Source organism: Pseudomonas frederiksbergensis (genome assembly GCF_001952935.1).
Taxonomy (GTDB): domain Bacteria; phylum Pseudomonadota; class Gammaproteobacteria; order Pseudomonadales; family Pseudomonadaceae; genus Aquipseudomonas; species Aquipseudomonas frederiksbergensis.
This window is the reverse complement of record NZ_CP018319.1, coordinates 2,207,517-2,223,227: the sequence shown is the minus strand read 5'-3', so window position 1 is coordinate 2,223,227 and position 15,711 is coordinate 2,207,517. Positions and strand designations below refer to the sequence as shown.

11 protein-coding genes and 3 pseudogenes are annotated in these 15,711 nt (G+C 60.0%); 13 read left to right on the top strand and 1 reads right to left on the bottom strand.

From position 1 onward, the window contains the following. Positions 1-57: 57 nt before the first annotated feature. The 11 genes from PFAS1_RS10325 (at position 58) to PFAS1_RS10275 (ending at position 14,416) form a co-directional block, all read left to right on the top strand. Positions 58-1,410 carry a TolC family outer membrane protein gene (locus PFAS1_RS10325; RefSeq protein WP_076029093.1) on the top strand — a complete coding sequence of 451 codons (1,353 nt, stop codon included), beginning with the start codon at positions 58-60 and terminating at the stop codon, positions 1,408-1,410. Between the two features lie 42 nt (positions 1,411-1,452). Beyond that, positions 1,453-3,609, top strand: coding sequence for a type I secretion system permease/ATPase (locus tag PFAS1_RS10320; protein WP_076029092.1), 2,157 nt, complete (start codon positions 1,453-1,455; stop codon positions 3,607-3,609). After that, entirely contained in the window at positions 3,599-4,966 is a 1,368-nt protein-coding gene (locus PFAS1_RS10315) for an HlyD family type I secretion periplasmic adaptor subunit (RefSeq protein WP_076029091.1), read from the top strand. The genes PFAS1_RS10320 and PFAS1_RS10315 overlap by 11 nt, the downstream gene beginning before the upstream one ends. Before the next feature lie 210 nt (positions 4,967-5,176). Continuing rightward, entirely contained in the window at positions 5,177-6,073 is an 897-nt protein-coding gene (locus PFAS1_RS10310) for a TauD/TfdA dioxygenase family protein (protein WP_076029090.1), read from the top strand. Positions 6,074-6,091: 18 nt separating this feature from the next. Next, positions 6,092-7,117, top strand: coding sequence for an ABC transporter substrate-binding protein (locus PFAS1_RS10305; RefSeq protein ID WP_076029089.1), 1,026 nt, complete (start codon positions 6,092-6,094; stop codon positions 7,115-7,117). 5 nt (positions 7,118-7,122) lie between these two features. Beyond that, a complete protein-coding gene (locus PFAS1_RS10300; RefSeq protein WP_074872427.1) occupies positions 7,123-7,983 on the top strand; it encodes an ABC transporter ATP-binding protein in 861 nt (286 codons plus the stop codon). A 20-nt stretch (positions 7,984-8,003) separates the two neighbouring features. Then, positions 8,004-8,870 (top strand): ABC transporter permease, encoded by an 867-nt coding sequence (locus PFAS1_RS10295; RefSeq protein WP_076029088.1) that lies wholly within the window; start codon positions 8,004-8,006, stop codon positions 8,868-8,870. Between the two features lie 202 nt (positions 8,871-9,072). Next, complete coding sequence (locus tag PFAS1_RS10290) at positions 9,073-9,999, top strand: LysR family transcriptional regulator (RefSeq protein WP_076029087.1); 927 nt, start codon at positions 9,073-9,075, stop codon at positions 9,997-9,999. Positions 10,000-10,212: 213 nt separating this feature from the next. Next, complete coding sequence (locus tag PFAS1_RS10285; RefSeq protein ID WP_076029086.1) at positions 10,213-11,748, top strand: MFS transporter; 1,536 nt, start codon at positions 10,213-10,215, stop codon at positions 11,746-11,748. Between the two features lie 26 nt (positions 11,749-11,774). Next, positions 11,775-12,839 carry an HlyD family secretion protein gene (locus PFAS1_RS10280; RefSeq protein ID WP_076029085.1) on the top strand — a complete coding sequence of 355 codons (1,065 nt, stop codon included), beginning with the start codon at positions 11,775-11,777 and terminating at the stop codon, positions 12,837-12,839. Positions 12,840-12,982: 143 nt separating this feature from the next. Then, a complete protein-coding gene (locus tag PFAS1_RS10275) occupies positions 12,983-14,416 on the top strand; it encodes an efflux transporter outer membrane subunit (protein ID WP_418329253.1) in 1,434 nt (477 codons plus the stop codon). Here the strand turns inward: PFAS1_RS10275 and PFAS1_RS10270 are convergent. After that, positions 14,397-15,085, bottom strand: a pseudogene (locus PFAS1_RS10270) (NYN domain-containing protein). The gene PFAS1_RS10275 and the pseudogene PFAS1_RS10270 overlap by 20 nt on opposite strands. 289 nt (positions 15,086-15,374) lie before the next feature. Between PFAS1_RS10270 and PFAS1_RS29470 the strand changes: the two are divergent. Beyond that, positions 15,375-15,467: pseudogene (locus PFAS1_RS29470) on the top strand (efflux RND transporter periplasmic adaptor subunit); the annotation flags it as partial. Continuing rightward, a pseudogene (locus PFAS1_RS30385) lies at positions 15,466-15,663 on the top strand (sulfotransferase family protein); the annotation flags it as partial. The pseudogenes PFAS1_RS29470 and PFAS1_RS30385, both read left to right, overlap by 2 nt. Positions 15,664-15,711 lie beyond the last annotated feature (48 nt).

The following is a 15,711-nucleotide window of genomic DNA, read 5'->3' as shown; positions in this document are numbered from 1 at the left end:
GATGCAGCGGCACGATCTGCAGTGACTCAAGACAAGTAAATCCTGGAAATTCCAACCATGCGTTTGCACCTGCTCAAGGCTTTACCCTTCGCCCTTGCCGCCAGTTTCGTTCAGGCGCAGTCCCTACCGGAAGCCATGCAACAGGCATTGGATGTCCATCCGGAGATCCAGGCAGGCGTTAACAGTCGATTGGCCGCGGATTATCAATTAAAGGCAGCAAAAGGGGGATACCTCCCAAAGGTCGATCTGCTTGGCGGATATGGTCGCGAAGGCACTGACAACGTCACCACCCGTGGCGCCGGCAACAACAATCACTGGGAAACCCTGACTCGCAGTGAATCGAGCGTGCGGTTGTCGCAAATGGTTTTTGACGGTTTTGCGACGTCGAGTGAAGTGGGGCGTCAACAAGCCACCGTTAATTCCCGCGCTTACTCCTTGCTGGGCACCTCCGAACGCACCGCGCTCACCGTCGCCCAGGTGTATCTCGACGTGCTGACCCGCCGTGAGTTCGTGCGTCTGGCGACCGACAACCTGAAGAACCACGAACGGACTTTCGACCAGATCAAGTTGCGCACCCAGCGTGGCGTGGGCAGTGGCGCCGACCTCGATCAAGCCGAAGCGCGTATGGCCCAGGCTCGCAACAACCTGATCACCGAACAGACCAACCTGGCTGACGCCGAGACCAACTTCCTCAGCGCCGTCGGCCAGATGCCCGATCAGCTGGAGCGTCCTTCCGATTTCATGGCGCTATTGCCGGCCAACCTGAATGAAGCCCGGGCCCAGATGCTGGAAAACAGCCCTATCCTGCGTTCCGCCGAGTCGGACATCGCCGCTGCCGAGAAGCAGTACGCAGCCGCCAAGTCGACCTTCTACCCGCGTTTCGATGCCGAATTGGGCCGCTCTGCCGACAACGATATCGACGGCCAGAACGGTCACAGCAATGAATGGCAGGCCATGTTGCGCATGCGCTTCAACCTGTATTCCGGCGGCAGCAACAAGGCTGATCTGGAAGCCAAGTCTTACCTGTCCAACCAGGCACTGGACATTCGCAACAACGCCCTGCGTGTGTTGAACGAAGAACTGGGCCTGGCCTGGAATGCCTTGAACAACGCTAACGCCCAAGTACCGATCGCCCAGCAATATGTCGATCGCAGCACCAGCGTGCGTATCGCCTATCAGAAGCAGTTCAGTCTGGGTGAGCGCACCTTGCTCGACCTGCTCGACAGTGAAAACGAGCTATTCTCGGCTTCTCGCCGTCTGGCAGAGATCAAGAACATTCAGTTATTTACTCAGTACCGAATCAAGGCGACCATGGGCGAGTTGCTCAAAAGCCAGGGAGTGGTGGCACCGTTGGCATCCGTTGTGCAGAACGACGTGAAGCCCAAGGTTCAACTGCCCGGTATGAACTGAGCAGAACCTTCATTGTTCAATTGTTAGCCAAGAGTGCCGAGCGTGGAATCAGAAGTCAGTCGAGTTCAACTCATTCATGATCCACGCGCGCTGCACGACGATCCATTACTGGACGGCTTGCTGGCTCTTTGCGTCCTGCATCAGAAACCGGCCAGCGCCGCGATGTTGACCACCGGCCTGCCGTTGCCCAAGCAGCGCCTGAGTGTTGAACTGCTGCCCCGCGCAGCCGCTCGCGCCGGCCTGCAAGGGCGGGTGCTGGTGCGCAAACTGGAGCAGATTCCGGCGATTGCCATGCCGGCGCTGTTGCTGCTCAAGGATGGTCGCAGTGCCGTCCTGCTTGGTTGGCACGGTGACGACCAGGCGCGCCTGCTGCTCAGCGAAAGCGATGGCGGCGAAAGTGTCGTCAGCCGCGAACTGCTGGCCGATGACTACATCGGCAAAGTGTTCTTCGCTCAACCCCAACACAAATTCGACGTCAATCACGGCACGCTGATCCCGCGCGCGCGCTCGTGGTTCCGTGACACCCTCAAGCGTTCGCGCTGGCTGTACGCCGACGCCATCGCCGCCAGTTTCCTGATCAACATCATTGCCATGGCCGCGCCGCTATTCGTGATGAACGTCTACGACCGCGTCGTGCCGAACCAGGCCGAATCGACCCTGTGGGTGTTGGCCATCGGCATCACCGGGGCTTACCTGTTCGACCTGATCCTCAAAAGCCTGCGCAGTCTCTGCCTCGACCTGGCCGGGAAGAAAACCGACCTGATCATCTCGGCCACGTTGTTCGAGCGCATCGTCGGCATGGCCATGAAGTACCGCCCGGCGCGGGTCGGCAGCTTTGCCCAGAACATCCATGAGTTTCAGAGCCTGCGCGATTTCCTGGCTTCGCTGACCCTCACCAGCCTGATCGACCTGCCGTTTACGCTGCTGATCTTCATGGTCATCGCAATTCTCGGCGGGCATCTGGTGTGGATTACAGTGCTGGCGTTTCCGATTGCCCTGCTGATCGGCTATGCCTTGCAGAAGCCGCTGGTGGCGACCATGGAGCGAACCATGGCGCTGGGCGCCGAGCGGCAGTCGAGCCTGATCGAAACCCTCGCCGGCCTGGACGCAGTGAAGGTCAACAACGCCGAAAGCGAACGCCAATATCAGTGGGAGCAAACCATCGGCACCCTCAGCCGCCTCGAGCTGCGGGTGAAAATGCTCTCCGGTCTGGCAATGAACATCACCTTGCTGATCCAGCAACTGGCCGGGGTGATCATGATCGTCTTCGGCGTGTACCAGATCATCGACGGTAACCTGAGCATGGGCGGTTTGATCGCTTGCTACATGCTCAGCGGCCGCGCGCTCAGCCCGCTGGCCTCGTTGTCCGGCCTGTTGACGCGTTACCAGCAAGCGCGGGTGACCATGGTCTCGGTCGATCAGATGATGGAGCTGCCGCAAGAGCGCAACTTCGATGAACGTCCATTGAGCCGCAATGTGCTGCAAGGCGCCATCGAATGCCGGCAGATGAACTTCACCTACCCGAACCAACAGAACGCGGCGCTGAAGAACATCAACCTGACCATCAAGCCTGGCGAGAAGATCGGCATCATCGGGCGCAGCGGCTCGGGGAAAAGCTCCCTGGCCAAACTGCTCGTTGGTCTCTACCAGCCGGACGATGGCGCCCTGTTGGTGGATGGCGTCGATATCCGTCAGATCGACGTCAGCGAATTGCGCCACAACATTGGCTACGTGGCCCAGGACATCCAGCTGCTGGCCGGCACCCTGCGCGACAACCTGGTGTCGGGCGCGCGCTATGTCGAAGACGAAATGGTGCTGCAAGCTGCCGAACTGGCCGGCGTCCACGAATTCGCCCGCCTGCACCCACAGGGTTATGAGCTGCAAGTGGGCGAGCGTGGGCAGAACCTGTCTGGCGGTCAGCGCCAGAACGTCGCCCTGGCCCGTGCGTTACTGCTCAACCCGCCGATCCTGCTGCTCGACGAGCCGACCAGCGCCATGGACAACACCGGCGAAGAACGCCTCAAGCAACGCCTCGCGGTGGTGATTGAAAACAAAACCGTGGTGCTGGTAACGCACCGGGCTTCGCTGTTGTCGCTGGTGGATCGTCTGATCGTCATTGACCGCGGGCAAATTCTCGCCGACGGCCCGAAAGCCGCGGTGATGGAAGCGTTGAAAAAGGGGCAGATCAGTGTTGCTTAAGTCGGGTTTAAAGAATTCGATCGGCCGTTATTTCAAAGGCTCCGATTCGCTGCATGGCCAGCCACTTCCCGAGGTCAACAAAGCGCTGATCGAAGACGCCCCGCGTGTGGTGCGGCTGACCATCTGGGCGATCATTGGCTTCTTCGTGTTCCTGTTGCTCTGGGCCAACTTCGCCGTGATCGACGAAGTCACCAAGGGCGATGGCAAGGCGATTCCCTCGTCCAAGATCCAGAAAATCCAGAACCTGGAGGGCGGCATCGTCTCCGAGTTGTTCGTGACCGAAGGGCAGATTGTCGAAGCCGGCGCGCCGCTGATTCGCCTGGACGACACGCGATTCGCCTCCAACGTCGGCGAAACGGAGGCCGATCGGCTGTCGATGTTGCTGCGAGTCGAACGCTTGAGCGCGGAAGTCGATGACCGCCCGCTGAACTTCCCGGCGGATGTACTCAAGGCCGTCCCCGGTCAGGCAGCCAGCGAGGAGTCGCTGTACATCAGTCGCCGTCAGCAGTTGCACGATGAAATTGGCGGTTTGGAGGAGCAGTTGATCCAGCGTCAGCAAGAGCTGCGCGAGTTCACTTCCAAGCAGTCGCAGTACCGTAACGGGCTCGCGTTGCAGCGTCAGGAAATCAACATGTCCGAGCCGTTGGTGGCCCAGGGCGCGGTATCGCCGGTTGAAGTGCTGCGACTCAAGCGCGCCGAGGTTGAAACCCGCGGGCAACTCGACGCGACCACCCTGGCCATTCCTCGCGCCCAATCGGCGATCAAGGAAGTGCAGCGCAAAATTGACGAGACTCGTGGCAAATTCCGCAGCGAAGCACTGACTCAACTCAATGAAGCACGCACGGATCTGAACAAGGCCCAGGCCACCGGCAAGGCGCTGGAAGACCGGGTCAGCCGGACGCTGGTCACCTCGCCGGTGCGCGGCATCGTCAACAAATTGCTGGTCAACACCATTGGCGGCGTGATCCAGCCGGGCAGCGACCTGGTAGAAATCGTGCCGCTGGACGACACCTTGCTGGTGGAAGCTAAAGTTCGCCCGCAAGACATCGCCTTCCTGCATCCGGGGCAGGAAGCGACGGTGAAGTTCACGGCGTATGACTACACCATTTATGGTGGGCTGAAGGCCAGGCTCGAGCAGATCGGTGCTGACACCATCACCGACGAAGACAAGAAAACCACCTACTACATCATCAAGCTGCGCACTGATCGCAGCCATTTGGGCACGGATGAAAAGCCGCTGCTGATCATCCCGGGGATGGTGGCTTCGGTGGACATCATTACTGGCAAGAAGACTGTGCTCAGCTACCTGCTCAAGCCGATTATTCGTGCCCGCGCCGAAGCGCTGCACGAGCGTTAGATGTCGGCTGGGCCTCAAGAACAACACATCCAAAAAACATATCGTTATTCGCTAACGGTATTTAAATTTCAGTTCTTATACCTATAAAGTCATTCTCCTGCGTACCTGCCGACCAATCGGCGCGCCGCACGACACGAACCAACACGGGACCTCCGTGAGTTTCTTGATCGACGCGCGCGCCCTTGAGCGTGCCGTGCGTGGGAGTGATTTATGTCTGCAGCAACGGCTTTCCCAAGCGCCGCGAACATCGCGCCGCAAACCTTCGACATCCGCCCGTTCAGTGGCGCCGTCGGTGCCGAAATCATCGGCCTCGACCTGTCCCGCCCGATCAATGATCAGGACTTCGCCCGCATCCACCGCGCGCACCTGGATCATCACGTCGTGGTGTTCCGCGACCAGCGCATTACCCCCGAGCAGCAGATCGCATTTAGCCGCCGTTTCGGTGTGTTGCAGATCCACGTGCTCAAGCAATTCCTGCTGGCCGGGCATCCGGAAATTCTCATCGTTTCCAACATCATCGAAAACGGCCAATCCATCGGCCTCGGCGATGCCGGCAAGTTCTGGCATTCCGACCTTTCCTATAAAGAACTGCCAAGCCTGGGTTCGATGCTGCACGCCCAGGAGCTGCCGTCCGAGGGCGGCGACACGCTCTTCGCCGACATGCACAAAGCCTGGGACAACCTGCCCGAAGCGCTGCGCAAAGCCGTCGAAGGTCGCTCGGCCGCGCACTCCTACACCGCGCGCTACAGCGAGACCAAATTCGAAGGCAACTGGCGCCCGACGCTGACGCCCGAGCAACTGGCTCAGGTGGCTGAAGTGGTCCACCCGATTGTTCGCACTCACCCGGAAAACGGTCGCAAGGCGTTGTTCGTCAGCGAGGGTTTCACCACGCGCATCGTTGGTTTGCCGCAAGACGAAAGCAAGCAACTGCTTGATGAGCTCTACGCCCACAGCGTGCTGCCGCAAAACATCTACCGCCATCAATGGCAGGCCCACGACCTGGTGTTCTGGGACAACCGTTCGCTGATCCACCTTGCCGCAGGATGCCCAAGCTACCTGCGCCGCAAGTTGTATCGCACCACCATTCAAGGCGACGCGCCTTTCTGATTTGTCGGAGAACCTCTCATGTCCAAACGTCTTCCATTTGCACCGTTGGCCGCGGCCATCGGCCTGGGTTTCAGCCTGATCACCGGCAGCCTGGTGGCGCCGACCGTGGCCCATGCTGAAGGTGAAATCCGCATCGCCGAGCAGTTCGGCATTGTTTATCTGTTGCTCAATGTGGTGCGCGACCAGAACCTGATCGAGAAGTACGGCAAGCAGGAAGGCATCGACATCAAGGTCGACTGGACCCAACTCTCCGGCGGTGCGGCGGTCAACGATGCATTGCTCTCCGGTTCCATTGATATTGCCGGTGCGGGCGTCGGTCCGCTGCTGACCATCTGGGACCGCACTCACGGCAAGCAAAACGTCAAAGCCGTCGCGTCCCTCGGCAACTTCCCGTACTACCTGGTGAGCAACAATCCCAAGGTCAAAACCATCGCCGACTTCACCGAGAAGGACCGCATCGCGGTGCCGGCGGTCGGCGTGTCGGTGCAATCGCGCATCCTGCAATACGCGGCCGCCAAGCAGTGGGGCGACAAGGAATTCAATCGCCTCGACAAGTACACCATCGCCGTTCCGCACCCCGACGCCACGGCGGCGCTGATTGCCGGCGGCACCGAGTTGACCGGGCACTTTTCCAATCCGCCGTTCCAGGATCAGGAACTGACCAACCCTAACGTCCACGTTGTGCTCAATTCCAATGACGTGCTCGGTCCGAATTCGCCAACGGTGTTGTTCGCTACCGAGAAATTCCGCGACGAGAACCCGAAAACCTATAAGGCGTTCGTCCAGGCACTGACCGAGGCGGCCGAGTTCGCCCAGAACGATAAAGGCGCGGCGGCGGACACGTACATCCGCGTCACCAAGGCGAAAATCGACCGCGCTGCGCTGCTGAAAATCATCGATAACCCGCAGTTCGAATTCAGCGTCACGCCGAAAAATACTTACCCGCTGGCCGAATTCCTTTATCGCGTTGGCGCGATCAAAAACAAACCGGATTCGTGGAAGGACTACTTCTTCCAGGACGCCAAACCGCTGCAAGGGAGCTGACCGAGATGAACGCCCCTTTGCAAGGCCACACGGTCAGCAAACCGATCGCGCCAGCCCAAGCGCTGCTGTCGGTCGACAACGTCAGCCTCGAATACCGCACGCCTCAGCGTGTGGTTCGTGCGACCCATCAGGTCAGCTTTGAAATCGATCCGGCGGACCGCTTTGTGCTGCTCGGTCCGTCCGGTTGCGGCAAATCAACGTTGCTCAAGGCAGTCGCCGGGTTCATCCAGCCGTGTGAAGGCGAGATTCGTCTTCAGGGGCAAACCGTTCATGCCCCGGGGCCGGACCGGATCGTGGTGTTCCAGGAGTTCGATCAACTGCCGCCGTGGAAAACCGTCAAACAGAACGTGATGTTTCCGCTGCTTGCCTCGAAAACCCTCAAGCGCAAAGAGGCCGAGGAGCGGGCGCTGCACTATCTGGACAAGGTCGGTCTGGCGGCGTTTGCCGATGCCTATCCGCATACCTTGTCCGGCGGCATGAAAGCGCGGGTGGCGATTGCTCGTGCATTGGCCATGCAGCCGAAAATCCTCTTGATGGACGAACCCTTCGCTGCCCTCGATGCACTGACCCGCCGCAAGATGCAGGAAGAATTGCTGCTGCTCTGGGAAGAAGTGCGCTTCACGCTGCTGTTCGTCACGCACTCCATCGAAGAAGCGTTGGTGGTGGGCAATCGAATCCTGCTGCTGTCGCCGCATCCGGGGCGGGTGCGGGCGGAAGTCCACAGCCATCAATACGACTTGCACAGCCTTGGCGGCGTGGCCTTTCAGGAGTCGGCGCGACGTATTCATCGGTTGTTGTTCGATGAAGGTCAGTCCCCGCAAACCGTGCGTGAGCTGGATTTCTCCGACATCCGCATCGCTTATTGAGCCATTGAGAGGAGTGCCCGATGAGCCTTTTATCATCCCCGCGTGAAGAATTTGAAACGGTGTTGCAGCCGCTGACGAGCGTGCCGCTGGAGCGTGAATTGCCGCTCGCTCAGCGTCTGTGGCAACAAGGCTGGTTACGCAAAAGCCTGATCCTGATTTTGCTCGCGGTCCTATGGGAGGTGGTTGCCCGCGTTCAGAACAACGACCTGCTGCTGCCGGGTTTTCTGCAAACCGGCAGTGCGCTGTACGACGGTTTGCTCAGTGGCGAGTTGCTGGGCAAGGTGTGGATTTCGCTGGTGGTATTGCTCAAGGGTTACCTGATCGGCATCGTCCTGGCATTTGCCCTCACCACGCTGGCGGTGTCGACGCAGTTCGGTCGCGATCTGTTGAATACGTTGACCTCGATGTTCAACCCCCTACCGGCGATTGCGCTGTTGCCGCTGGCGCTGCTGTGGTTTGGGCTGGGGCAGAACAGTCTGATTTTCGTGTTGGTGCATTCGGTGCTTTGGGCATTGGCGTTGAACACTTATGCCGGGTTTCTCGGTGTCTCGGAAACCCTTCGCATGGCCGGGCGCAATTACGGCCTCAAAGGCATGCGTTTCGTGCTGTTCATCCTGATCCCGGCTGCGCTGCCATCGATTCTCGCCGGACTGAAAATCGGCTGGGCCTTCGCCTGGCGCACGCTGATCGCCGCTGAATTGGTGTTCGGCGCTACCAGTGGCAAGGGCGGCTTGGGTTGGTACATCTTTCAGAATCGCAATGAGTTGTACACCGACAAGGTGTTTGCCGGGTTGGCGGTGGTGATCCTGATTGGCTTGCTGGTGGAAAACCTAGTGTTCAGCACGTTGGAGCGGGTGACGGTGAAGCGGTGGGGGATGCAGCGCTAAATTCTGTGGTGTCTGTTCCGGCCCCTTCGCGAGCAAGCCCGCTCCCACAGGGGATCTTCAGGGTTCGCAGATTTTATGTATGGCAAAAAACCATGTGGGAGCGGGCTTGCTCGCGAAGGGGCCAGTCCGGCCAACACATCAATTGAGAGATGTTTGCTAGCATTGCGTCTGAATCAATCCAGATCAGACACGAGTGCTCTGTATGCAACTCCCGGATATGAATTTGTTGGTCGCCCTCGACGCCTTGCTCGACGAGGGCAGTGTGGTGGGCGCCGCGCGGCGGATGAACCTCAGCCCGGCGGCGATGAGCCGGACGCTGACGCGCATTCGCGAGGCCCTCGGCGATCCGATCCTGGTGCGCGCCGGTCGTGGTTTGGTACCAACGCCCAAGGCGTTGGCGTTGCGCGAGCAAGTACGTGACGTGGTGGAGCAGGCCGCGCTGTTGTTTCGCTCGGCCGATGCGGTGGAACTGGGCACGTTGCGCCGTCGGTTCAACATTCGCGCCAATGACTTTTTCGTCGGTGTTTACGGTGGAAAACTCTTCGACACCCTGGATCGCCAGGCGCCGCACTGCGAGCTGCGTTTTGTGCCGGAAGGCGACGGCGATGACGAAGCGTTGCGCGAAGGGCGGATCGACCTGAGCATCAGCAATACCCGACCGCTGACTCCGGAAGTGAAGATTCAGAACCTGTTCTCTACTCATTTCGTCGGCCTGGTTCGCGAAGACCACCCGCTGTTCGATGAGGAGATCACCGCCGAGCGTTACGCCGGGTTTTCCCATATCAGCATGTCCCGTCGCGGCATCGCCCGAGGCCCGATCGATACCGCGCTCAACGCCTTGGGGCTGGAGCGGCGGGTGGCGGTGATTGCGCCGAGTTTCCATGCGGCGATGTTTGCCTTGCCTGATTCCGATTTGATTCTGCCGGTGCCCAAAGAGGCATTGCTGAGTGTCCAGCGCCTGGGCCTGAAGCTGCGGTCCTTCACGCTGCCGATTCCGCTGCCGACCCTTATGCTGACCCAGTCCTGGCACCCACGCTTCGACAAGGATCCGGCTCATCGCTGGCTGCGCGAAACCCTGAAAGCCTGTTGCGACGAGACGTGGCTGGCTTCGCAACCAAACTCAAGTTGATCACTGACCCCTGTGGGAGCGGGCTTGCTCGCGAAGGGGCCATCACATGCAACATCTATGGCGACTGATACACCGCTTTCGCGAGCAAGCCCGCTCCCACAGGGGTTTTGTATTACTGCATCAAACGCACTTATAAGCTGCCAATAAGTCAATTTTCGTAAGGCCTCGCGCTTCTTAAAATGCTTCGGTGTTCAAACCCCGGAGCTTGCAGTCATGACTTCCCTCACGGTCACGGCACCTCTCGCCGCGGCCAGCCCGACTGCCATCACGTCACCGGTCTTTGGTCCGCGGATCATCATCGGCCTGGTGGGCGTGTTGTTGGCAGTGCTGGTGTCGGGCCTGAACGAGATGGTGACCAAGGTTGCCCTGGCCGACATCCGCGGCGCATTGGCCATCGGCTACGACGAAGGCACCTGGCTGGTCGCCAGTTACACCGCGACCTCGGTGGCCGCCATGGCCTTCGCGCCGTGGTGCTCGGTGACGTTCTCGTTGCGGCGCTTCACCCTCTGCGCCATCAGCGCATTCACCCTGTTAGGCGCGTTGTGCCCGTTCGCGCCAGACTATGAAAGCCTGCTGGTCATGCGCACCTTGCAAGGCCTGGCGGGCGGCGCATTGCCGCCGATGCTGATGACCGTGGCGCTGCGTTTTTTGCCGGCCAACGTGAAGCTATATGGTCTGGCCGGTTACGCCCTGACCGCGACGTTCGGCCCGGGGCTCGGCACTCCGCTGGCCGGGATGTGGACCGAACACGTCGGATGGCAGTGGACCTTCTGGCAAATCATCGCACCGTGCCTGATCGCCATGGTCGCGGTTGCGTATGGCTTACCCCAGGACCCGTTGCGCCTGGAGCGCTTCAAACAATTCAACTGGCGCGGCTTGCTGCTGGGTTTTCCGGCGATCTGCATGCTGGTGATCGGCATTTTGCAAGGCAATCGACTGGACTGGTTCGAGTCGAGCCTGATCTGCGGATTGCTCGGCGGTGGGTTGTTGCTGTTGGTGCTGTTCCTGATCAACGAATGGTCGCAACCGCTGCCGTTTTTCAAGCTGCAGATGCTCGGCATCCGCAACCTGTCGTTCGCCTTGCTGACCCTGGCCGGGGTGTTGGTGGTGCTGCTGGCGGTGATCATTATTCCGTCCAGCTACCTGGCGCAAGTACAGGGTTATCGCCCGGTTCAGACCGCACCCATCATGTTGCTGGCAGCGCTGCCGCAGTTGATCGCACTGCCGTTGGTGGCGGCGTTATGCAACCTGCGTTGGGTCGATTGCCGCTGGGTGCTGGGGATCGGCCTGAGCATGCTGACGCTGTCCTGCATCGGTGGGTCGCAGCTGACGTCGGTGTGGATACGCGACGACTTCTATGTGCTGCAACTGCTGCAAATCTTCGGTCAGCCGATGGCGGTGCTGCCGCTGTTGATGCTCTCCACCGGCAGCATCAGCCCGATGGAAGGGCCCTTCGCTTCAGCCTGGTTCAACACCGTAAAAGGCCTGGCGGCGGTGATCGCTACCGGTGTGCTGGAGGCGTTGACCACCTCAAGGCTGCACTTCCACTCGATGATGCTGGTGGACAACCTCGGCAACTCACCCCTGGTCGACAGCGATAGCGCAGGCCTTGCCCACCGGCTGCATGAACAGGCCGTGGTGCTGACGGCCTCGGATCTTTATCTGTGCATGGCCGGTGTCGCGCTGGCGCTGATCCTGCTGATTTTCTGGCTGCCGACGCGGATCTATCCGCCGCGCGCGCCGACTTGAATGCTTCACTGAAACAGAAGGTTTTCATGACGACTCAATCAAAGCAAAAAGTGGCCGTTGGCATCGCCGCAGTAATGGCGCTCGGGGTGCTGGTGTATTGGCTGGCGCCCGGCCTGTTCGGCAAACGCACGCAACAGAACACCAATGACGCCTTTGTCTCGGCGGACTTCACCCTGGTGGTGCCGCGCGTGGCCGGGTTCATCAAGGAAGTGCTGGTGGAGGACAACCAGCAGGTCAAGGCCGGGCAGTTGCTGGCGTTGATTGATGACCGGGATTTGCGTGCCGCCGCCCAAGCGGCAGACGCCGAAACCCTGGTGGCCAGGGCGCAACTGCAAAATGCCCGTGCGACCCTTGAACGCCAGGCTTCGGTGATCGCTCAGGCCCAGGCCTCAGTGGTGTCGGCCAAGGCTGAAATGGCCTTTGCCGAGCATGAATTGAACCGCTACAACCATCTCGCCGGAGTGGGCGCCGGTACGGTGCAGAACGCTCAACAAGCGCGGACCCGCATCGATCAGGCCACCGCGCGGCTGGCTAACGTGACGGCGGTGCTGGCGGCGGAACGCAAGCAGGTGGAGATCCTCACCGCCCAGCGTGACGCGGCGGAAGGCGGATTGAAACGGGCGCAAGCGGCGCTGGAAATGGCCAGCTACGAGCTCTCCTACACACGCATCGTCGCGCCTCAGGACGGTATGGTCGGCGAGCGCGCCGTTCGGGTCGGCGCCTATGTCACGCCGGGGAGCAAAATCCTCGCGGTGGTGCCGCTTGCGCAAGCCTATGTGATCGCCAATTTTCAGGAGACCCAACTCACCGACGTGCAGCCGGGGCAGGGCGTGCAAGTGCGTGTCGACAGCCTCGGCGGCGAGGCGCTGCGCGGTCGTGTCGAGAGCATCGCACCGGCCACGGGCGTGACGTTCGCCTCGATCAAACCGGACAACGCCACCGGCAACTTCACCAAGGTGGTGCAGCGGATTCCGGTGAAAATCGTCCTTGATCCGGGTCAGGCATTGGCGGAGCGGTTGCGGGTTGGGATGTCGGTGGAGGCGAGGATTGATACTGCCAGTGCCGATAAGCGTGAGGTTGTTCAACGGTGATTATTTTCGGTAGACATCCATCCCTGTGGCGAGGGGGCTTGCCCCCGTTGGGCCGCGAAGCGGCCCCAAAAGCTGCGAGCGCTTCGCACTCGAACGGGGGCAAGCCCCCTCGCCACAAGAGCCGCTTTCCTTCAGTAGCTATTGTGTTGAGTCTGTTTTCACTGAACGCCTGCACCGTCGGCCCTGATTTCCAAAAGCCTCAACCCCGGCAAATCACCGAGTGGTCGAAACCATCCAGGTCCGCCGCCAGCCAAGCCATCGCCGAAACCATGGACGAACATTGGTGGGACGTCTTCCACGATCCAAAACTCTCGGCCCTGACTCAACGCGCCCTGACCGACAACCTCGACCTGAAACTCGCCAGCAGCCGTTTGCAACAAAGCCGCGCCGTGCGTCAGGTGATCACCGCCAACCGCTACCCGAACACCGCCGCCACTGGCAGCTACGGGCGGAAACGCAACAGCGGCGAAGGCTTGAACGATCCGTCGGGACACAACGGTGACTCGGCTTACAACCTGTGGGATGCAGGCTTCTCCGCGTCCTGGGAACTGGATTTCTGGGGCCGTGTGCGCCGTGAAACCGAAGCGGCTGACGCGACCCTGGAAGTCGCGGAAAACGACCGGCGCGGCGTGCTGTTGTCGGTGCTCGCCGAGACCGCCCAGGACTACATTCAACTGCGCGGTGTGCAAAGTACCCGAGCCGTCACCGAGGAGAACCTCGACGTCGCCCGCCACAGCCTGAAACTCTCGCAGCTGCGCCTGGCCGACGGTGTCGCCACCGACCTGGATGTCGCCGAAGCCGCCGCCCAGGTAGCGGCCATCGAATCGCGCCTACCCGCGCTGGAACAGCGCCAGTCGCAACTGATCAACGCCTTGAGCCTGCTGATGGGCGAGCCGCCGCAAGCGCTGTCTGCCGAGTTATCCACAGACGCCCCGGTGCCGCAAACCCCGCGCCAGGTTGCCATCGGTCTGCCGTCGCAACTGGCCGAACGCCGCCCGGACATCCGCCAGGCCGAAGCCCGCCTGCATGCCGCGACCGCGAACATCGGTGTGGCCAAGGGTGATTTCTATCCGCGAATCACCTTGTCGGGCAACATCGGTTCGCAAGCCATGCAACTCAGCGATTTCGGCTCCTGGGGCTCGCGGTCTTTCGGTGTCGGCCCGCAATTCAGCCTGCCGTTGTTTGACGGCGGACGTCTGCGCGGCGTGCTGCACTTGCGTGAAGCGCAACAACAGGAAGCCGCCATCGCCTACCAGCAAACCGTGCTGCGCGCCTGGCATGAAATCGACGATCAACTGACCGCCTACAACGCCAGCCAACTGCGCCGCGACAGCCTTGCCGAAGCCGTCCGCCAGAACCAGATCGCCCTGCGCACCGCGCAACAGCAATATGTGGAAGGGGTGGTGGATTTCGTTAACGTGCTGACGGTGCAAGGCGCGCTGTTGGCGACTCAGGAGCAGTTTGTGGAGAGTTCGACCGGGGTGTCGCTGGCGATGGTCGGGTTGTACAAGGCGTTGGGTGGGGGATGGGAGTCGGTGTATCCGTTGGCGGATATTGTTACCAATAATCCGGTTTGATCGCCGGAGTCTTACGGGTAGGTACCTTGTCTGGAAACTGGTGTGACCGCAGCTCTTCTGCCGAGATGACTCGACGCATCCAATGGGAATGTTCCTTCAGCAGCCTGGTGGGGTTCGTTTGAACCCTGTTCTGTAAGGAAGAACGACACCCACTGTCATTTGGGGAAAGTCTTCTCGGATAGCTCTCAGCGCGGGGGCCATGTCTGTATCCCCGGAAACTAAAACCAGTTGTTGGATGCCTTCAGCACCATTGACCTTGGCTTGTCTGGCTGCTGCGCGATACATGCTTATTGCAATATGGACGTCGGTTTCCTTTTCCTCGAGCTTCCATATGGCAGTTGTATCTTGGCGTGAGGCGCCGATCTTCTTGTTGATAAATCGGGGTGCGCGCGCAGGTTCAAGTTGGTGGCGACCATAATGAACGGCAACATTGTGAGCCCTCAGGGCACGGACGTAAGTGTCTTGTGCCTCTTTGGAAACGATGCCGCGAGTAGCCAGCTCTGGTTTAACCGAGGATGTGAAGTAGTCAATTGAGGCTAGCGAGCTCTGAGGATTTTCAATATGGGCGATATGCGCCAGTAACTGCGGCAGATTTAGCCATTTGTAAGGTGTGTCTGCCAGCAACCCGTAGAACACGTTGTAACCATCAACAAAGAATGCAGTGCGCACAAATCCAATCCTCAGAAACGAAAAAACCGGCCGAAGCCGGTTTTTTCACCCCAACTGCCAGAGAACTGAATCTCTGCGTACGGGGTTGAGTAGTGCGCTGATCCTAAATTGAGTGCATTACGCACGTCAACCATCGAGTCATCAAGGCTCCGCTCAACTGGATCTTTTCCAGCTCCGGCGAGCCAGTTTTGTGCAGTTGCCGGGGCGAGGGTCAAGGCGTGAATTGCCTCATCTGTTAATGATTGTTACGGCAGAAGGTAAGACGTGATGCAGGGCTAGCAACAGCTAGATGGCTCGGCTCAAGCCTGGCCAGACCTTCAGTTTTGTTCCCGATGAAACCGGTCAGCCACTGGATGCCACGGTCAAACGCCTCGGCGCGCGGGCGGTTGGCTGATTTTTTGGGATTGGATGACGTTCAGCGTAAGCAAGTGTTTGCGGCGGTGGGGCAGCATGCCAAACGGCCTTCAGAGGTGTTTGTCGGGGACAGCGATGACAAGCGCAGCGAAGCCTCGGTGCTTTTACACGAACGTGTGGAACGGTGGGCGCGAGGGCCTTATGAAGCATTGGAAAAAGATCGCCGTGATAACCGCTGATTCATTCATTGACCGTGCCGACGCCTTCGCGAG

What these genes read in the sequence shown, in the direction of transcription:
- PFAS1_RS10325 (WP_076029093.1), top strand. Translation starts at nt 58, where the DNA reads ATGCGTTTGCACCTGCTCAAGGCTTTACCCTTCGCCCTTGCCGCCAGT.
- PFAS1_RS10310 (WP_076029090.1), top strand. Translation starts at nt 5,177, where the DNA reads ATGTCTGCAGCAACGGCTTTCCCAAGCGCCGCGAACATCGCGCCGCAA.
- PFAS1_RS10305 (WP_076029089.1), top strand. Translation starts at nt 6,092, where the DNA reads ATGTCCAAACGTCTTCCATTTGCACCGTTGGCCGCGGCCATCGGCCTG.
- PFAS1_RS10300 (WP_074872427.1), top strand. Translation starts at nt 7,123, where the DNA reads ATGAACGCCCCTTTGCAAGGCCACACGGTCAGCAAACCGATCGCGCCA.
- PFAS1_RS10295 (WP_076029088.1), top strand. Translation starts at nt 8,004, where the DNA reads ATGAGCCTTTTATCATCCCCGCGTGAAGAATTTGAAACGGTGTTGCAG.
- PFAS1_RS10290 (WP_076029087.1), top strand. Translation starts at nt 9,073, where the DNA reads ATGCAACTCCCGGATATGAATTTGTTGGTCGCCCTCGACGCCTTGCTC.
- PFAS1_RS10285 (WP_076029086.1), top strand. Translation starts at nt 10,213, where the DNA reads ATGACTTCCCTCACGGTCACGGCACCTCTCGCCGCGGCCAGCCCGACT.
- PFAS1_RS10280 (WP_076029085.1), top strand. Translation starts at nt 11,775, where the DNA reads ATGACGACTCAATCAAAGCAAAAAGTGGCCGTTGGCATCGCCGCAGTA.